Origin of the sequence: Achromobacter sp., assembly GCF_036567245.1 — a bacterium.
GTDB lineage: Bacteria > Pseudomonadota > Gammaproteobacteria > Burkholderiales > Burkholderiaceae_B > Achromobacter.
The window spans coordinates 1-5,081 of sequence record NZ_DATCUY010000236.1; the positions used below are offsets into that span (position 1 = coordinate 1).

4 protein-coding genes are annotated in these 5,081 nt (G+C 68.0%); all 4 read right to left on the minus strand.

Annotated features, from left to right (window positions below; translation table 11 throughout):
• Positions 1–82 precede the first annotated feature (82 nt).
• Entirely contained in the window at positions 83–1,627 is a 1,545-nt protein-coding gene (locus VIR09_RS10470; protein WP_332012807.1) for a class I adenylate-forming enzyme family protein, read from the minus strand.
• A gap of 23 nt (positions 1,628–1,650) precedes the next feature.
• Positions 1,651–2,538: an ABC transporter permease gene (locus VIR09_RS10475; RefSeq protein WP_332012808.1), complete on the minus strand. Its 888-nt coding sequence runs from the start codon at positions 2,536–2,538 to the stop codon at positions 1,651–1,653.
• A 1-nt stretch (position 2,539) separates the two neighbouring features.
• Complete coding sequence (locus tag VIR09_RS10480) at positions 2,540–3,511, minus strand: ABC transporter permease (protein ID WP_332012809.1); 972 nt, start codon at positions 3,509–3,511, stop codon at positions 2,540–2,542.
• 9 nt (positions 3,512–3,520) lie between these two features.
• On the minus strand, positions 3,521–5,081 hold a 1,561-nt coding region (locus VIR09_RS10485; protein WP_332012810.1), incomplete at its 5' end, for an ABC transporter substrate-binding protein.

The following is a 5,081-nucleotide window of genomic DNA, read 5'->3' on the forward strand; positions in this document are numbered from 1 at the left end:
GCGATGGCGCGGCCGATGCCGCGGCTGGCGCCGGTGACCAAGGCGGTCTTGCCGGTCAGGCTGTTGGGGGATTCAGGCTTGCTCATGCGGTTTCCGTTTCGGGTTGAGTCCATGCTTGCCGCGCTTCGAGTTGGCGGGCGGCGATCAGCAACGCGTTGCGGTCGACCTTGTTGGTGCCGGCCCAGGGCAGCTCATCCACGAAGCGGATGCGGCGAGGGTGCTGATAGGCCGGGCCATGCGCCAGCGCGTGACGCTTGAGCGCATCGGCGTGCAGTTGGCTGCCGTCGCGGCGCACGACGAAGGCGACCGGAATATGGCCGCGTTCCTCATCGGCCAGCGGCACCACGCAGCTCTGGCGCACGTCGGGATGGGATTCCAGCAGCTTTTCGACTTCGACGGGATAGATGTTCTCGCCGGAGCAGACGAACATGTCGTCGGCGCGGCCCACGAAGTAATAGAAGCCGTCGGCATCGCGCCGCAGCACGTCGCCGCTGTGGTACCAGCCGTCCTTGAGCACCTGGGCGCTTTTCTCCGGCAGATTGTGATAGCCGGCAAGCACGGCGGGGTTCTTCATCAGCAGCACGCCCTGATCCGGGCCGGCGCCGTCCGCGAGCCGCACCTGGGTCGGGTCCAGCGGGTAACCGAGAGCCAGCGCGGGTGTGGGCAGGCCGTCGGGATGCGGGCCAAACACGGCAGGGCCGGCCTCGGTGGTGCCGTAGCCATGGGTCACGCGCACGCCGGGCAAGGCGCGCTGGATGCGCTCCAGCAGTGCCACGGTCATGGGGGCGGAGCCCAGCATGACGCGCGTCAGCGCCGACAGGTCGCGGCCTTGCAATAGCGCCGGATCCTTGACCAGCCGGGCAAACATGGTCGGCACCGCGGTCAGGACCGAGATGCGGTAGCGCTCCAGCGCGTCGGCGTAGGCAGCCACTTCGAAAGAGGGCTGGATCACCAGCAGGCTGTTGCCGGCGAAGGCGCGCTTGGCCATGAACAGGCCATTCATATGGAACAGCGGCTGGGCCAGCAGATAGCGTTCCTGCGTGCCGGCGCGGGCGACGACGGCGCCCGAGGTGGCGGCCAGCGCCCAGAGCTGGCCGCGATGGGTCAGCGGCACGCCCTTGGGCTTGCCGGTGGATCCCGAGGTGTACAGCATCTGGGCGATGTCGTCGGCCTGCGGCGTGACGAAGCCGAAGTCCGTGGGCGCGATCTGCGCGGCAAAGCCTTGCGGGCCGGCATCGTCGAAGTCCAGCACCGGCACCTTGGCCTCGAAGGCGGCGCGGCGCGGGCCGTCCACCAGGGCGAGCGCGATGCCGGCATCGCGCAGCACGTAGTCGATGTTCTCTTGCGACTGCTTGATGTTGATGGGCACGGCCACGTAGCCTGCCCGCATGATGCCGAAGTACGCGATCAGGTATTCGGCCCGGTTAAGTGAGGCGATGGCGATGCGGCTGCCTGGCGGCAGGCCGCGCGCGGACAGCCACGTTGCCACGCCGCCGGCCAGCAGGCGGATCTGGGCATGGGTGTAATGCAGCGGGGCGTCGGGCAGGCGCAGGTCGATGATGGCAGGAAGGCCCGAGGACTGTTCGGGATCGGCCAAATGGCCCAAGTTGAGCAGGGAATGCGTCATGGATGTTTCCGAAAATATGCGGCTCAGCGCTTTTGCAGCTTGGGATTGAGTGCGTCGTTCAGGCCGTCGCCGACCAGGTTCAGCGACAGCACCGCAAGCATGATGGCCACGCCCGGCACGGCGCAGATGTACCAGGAGGAGCGGATCAGGCTGCGGCCTTCGCCGACCAGCCGACCCCAACTGGCGATGTTGGGATCGCCCAGGCCCAGGAAGGACACGACCGACTCGTAGAGGATGGCGCCTGCGACCACCAGCGAGGACATGACGATCACGGGCGGCAAGGCGTTGGGCAGGATTTCGGCGGCGACGATGCGCAGCGGGCTCATGCCCAGCGCGCGGCAGGCCTGCACGAACTCGCGTTCCTTGAAGGACAGGAACTCGGCCCGGGTCAGGCGCGCGATGGGCGGCCAGGACACCAGCCCCACGGCCAGCGTGATGTGCTCGATACGCGGTCCCAGGATGGACACCACCGTCAGCACGAACACCACGTTGGGGATGATCTGGAACAGTTCGGCCACGCGCATCAGGCCTTCGTCGATCCAGCCGCCGGCCCAGGCGGCCGCCGCGCCCACGCTTACGCCGATCAGCGTGGCGGTGGCCGCGGCCACCAGGCCGATCAGCAGGGTGGCGCGCGCGCCATGGGCAATCATGGCGGCGATGTCGCGGCCCATGGAATCGGTGCCCAACGGATGACGCCAGGACTCGAACGGCCAGATCTCGGGAGCGCCGACGATGCGCAGCGGGTCGGCGGGGTACAGCCAGCCGGCGCCCATCGCCAGGAAGGCCACCAGCGCCAGCAGCGCGGCGCCGGCTACGGCGCCCCGGTTGCGGGCAAAGCGGGCGGCAAAGGAGGTGCGGCGGTAGGAAGGGGGCGCTGGAAGGGGAGGTGCAAGAGTAGGGGATGCGGACATGTCAGGCAGCCTTGATGCGCGGGTCCAGCCGCGTGTAGATCAGGTCGACGGCGATATTGGCGATGATCACCACGAAGGAACTGAGCACCAGGATGCCCAGGACCACGGGATAGTTGCGGCTCATGACGCTGTCGAACAGCACGGCGCCGATGCCGGGCCAGCTGAACACCGCTTCGACCACGATGCTGCCGCCCAGCACCGCGCCCAGTTGCAGCCCCAACAGCGTGACGATGGGCAGGAAGGCATTGCGCAGCACGTGGCGCAACACGACGGCGCTGCGCGTCAGGCCCTTGGCATAGGCGGTGCGCACGAAGTCCATGCGGCTGACTTCCAGCATCGAGGCGCGCATGACGCGGGCATAGGCGGCTGAATAAAACAGGCCCAGTGCCAGCGCCGGCAGCGCCAGGTGATGCAGCACGTCCAGCGCCTGGCGCCAGGCGCCGCCGGCCAGCCCGATGGTGACCATGCCGCCCACCGGAAACCAGCCCAGCTTCACCGAGAACAGCACGATCAGCATGATGCCCAGCCAGAAGCTGGGCGCGGCAAAGCACAGCACCGCGAACACCGATACAGCGCTGTCCCACCAGGTGTTGACCTTGACGGCCGAGACGATGCCGGCCGCCATGCCCACCAGCACCGCAATGGCCAGGCTGGCGCCCATGAGCAGCAGCGTGGCTGGCAGGTGCGCCAGGATCACGTCCAGCACCGGCAGGTTGTGGCGGTAGGAGTAGCCCAGGTCGCCGCGCGCCACCGAGCCGATGTACTTCAGCAGTTGGACCGCGGGCGGCTGGTCCATGCCATAGGTCACGCGCAGGCGCTCGATGAGCGCCGGATCGGTGACCTGCTGCTCGGCCGTCATCACGTCCAGGAAGGTGCCAGGCACGGATTGGATGAGCGCGAAGTTCAGCACCACCACGCCCAGGAGCAGCGGGATGGCCTGGGCCAGCCGCCGCAAGATCAGTCGGATCGGCATGCGCGCGCCTCAGGCCTGCAGCCAGACATCGGCCAGGCTCTCGCCCTGGACGTTGGCGCCGGTGGTGAAGTTGCGCACGTTCTTGCCGGCCAGCGTGAACGACTGGATTTCCACCAAGGGCACGTGGGGCACGTCGGTCGATGCCAGGCGGGCGAACTGGTGCGCCAGCGCGCGGCGCGCGTCCGGGGCGGTTTCCTGGGTCAGCTTGGCGACCAGCGCGTCCATCTCGGGATTGGAGTAGCCGGTGGCGTTGCGGAAGGCGGCGCCCTTGACGATGCCGTCGGTGGTGTAGAACTGGGTCACGGTGGGCACCAGTTCCAGCGGGGCCGTGAAGTTGGAGACGGCGATGTCGTAGTCATAGTCGCCATAGATGCGCTTGAGCGCCGTGGCGCGGTCGACCGAATCCAGCTTGACCTCGATGCCCACGTCCTGCAGCGCCTGCTTCAGGTATTGGCCGAGCTTGGCGTTTTCCTCGAACCAGGCGGCGGCCACCAGGTTCACGGTGAAGCGCTTGCCGTCCTTGACCGGCAGGCCGGCGGCGTCCAGCAGCGCGGCAGCCTTCTTGGGATCGAAGGGATAGCGCGGTACGTCCTCGGTGTAGAACAATGGGTTGCTGCTGAAGACCGGGGCGATGGCGGGCTTGCCGCGGCCGTAGTAGATGGTGTCGACGATGAACTGGCGGTCGATGGCGTGCAGGATGGCCTGGCGCACCTCGCGGCGGTTGACGATATCGCGGCGCTGGTTGAATTCCGCGGTCACGGTCCAGGCCGAGTTCTGGTAGCCGCGCGTGTCCACCACCACCTTGCCGGTCTTGAGCAGGCGGTCGATGTCGCGCGCCGGCACCGGGTTGGAGTAGACCAGGCCCAGCTCGCCGGTCTCCAGCGCCGCGCCGCGGGTGGCGGGGTCGCCCCACCAGCGGATGATGAGGCGGTCCAGGTTGGGCTGACCGGCATTCCAGTAGCTGTCGTTGCGCAGGTATTCGACGTGGCTGCCGCGCACCCACTTGCCGTACTTCCAGGGACCGGTGCCGACCGGGGTGTTGTTCAGCGGGTTGGTGATGATGTCGCGGCCGTCGTACAGATGCTTGGGCAGCAGCAACTGGAACTGGCCGGCCAGCGTGGACTTCAGGAAGAACTCCGGCACGGGCGCGTCGAAGTTCAGCACCACGGTCAGCGGATCGGAGGCGGTGGCGCCAGTCAGCGACTTGAGCGCGATACCGGCGGAAATCGGCTTCCAGTGCTGCAGCACGTTGTAGACGACGTCGGCGGATGTGAAGGGCGCGCCGTCATGCCAGGTGACGCCTTCGCGCAACTTGATGGTGTAGCTGCGGAAGTCCGCGGCCGGCGTGACGGACAGGGCCAGTGCGGGCTGGAACTTCAGGTCGGCGTCCAGCTTGAGCAAGCGCTCCAGGATCTTGGTCGCGGTCTGGAAGGGGCTGGAGCCGCCGCCGCCGGGGACGAACAGGGCCTGAGGCTCCAGTCCGCCCCAGCTTGCGACCAGGGTGCCGCCCTTGCGGGCGGGGCCGGCGTCGGCGCCGGGCTGGGATGCGGCGGCCAGTAGCGCCTGGGGC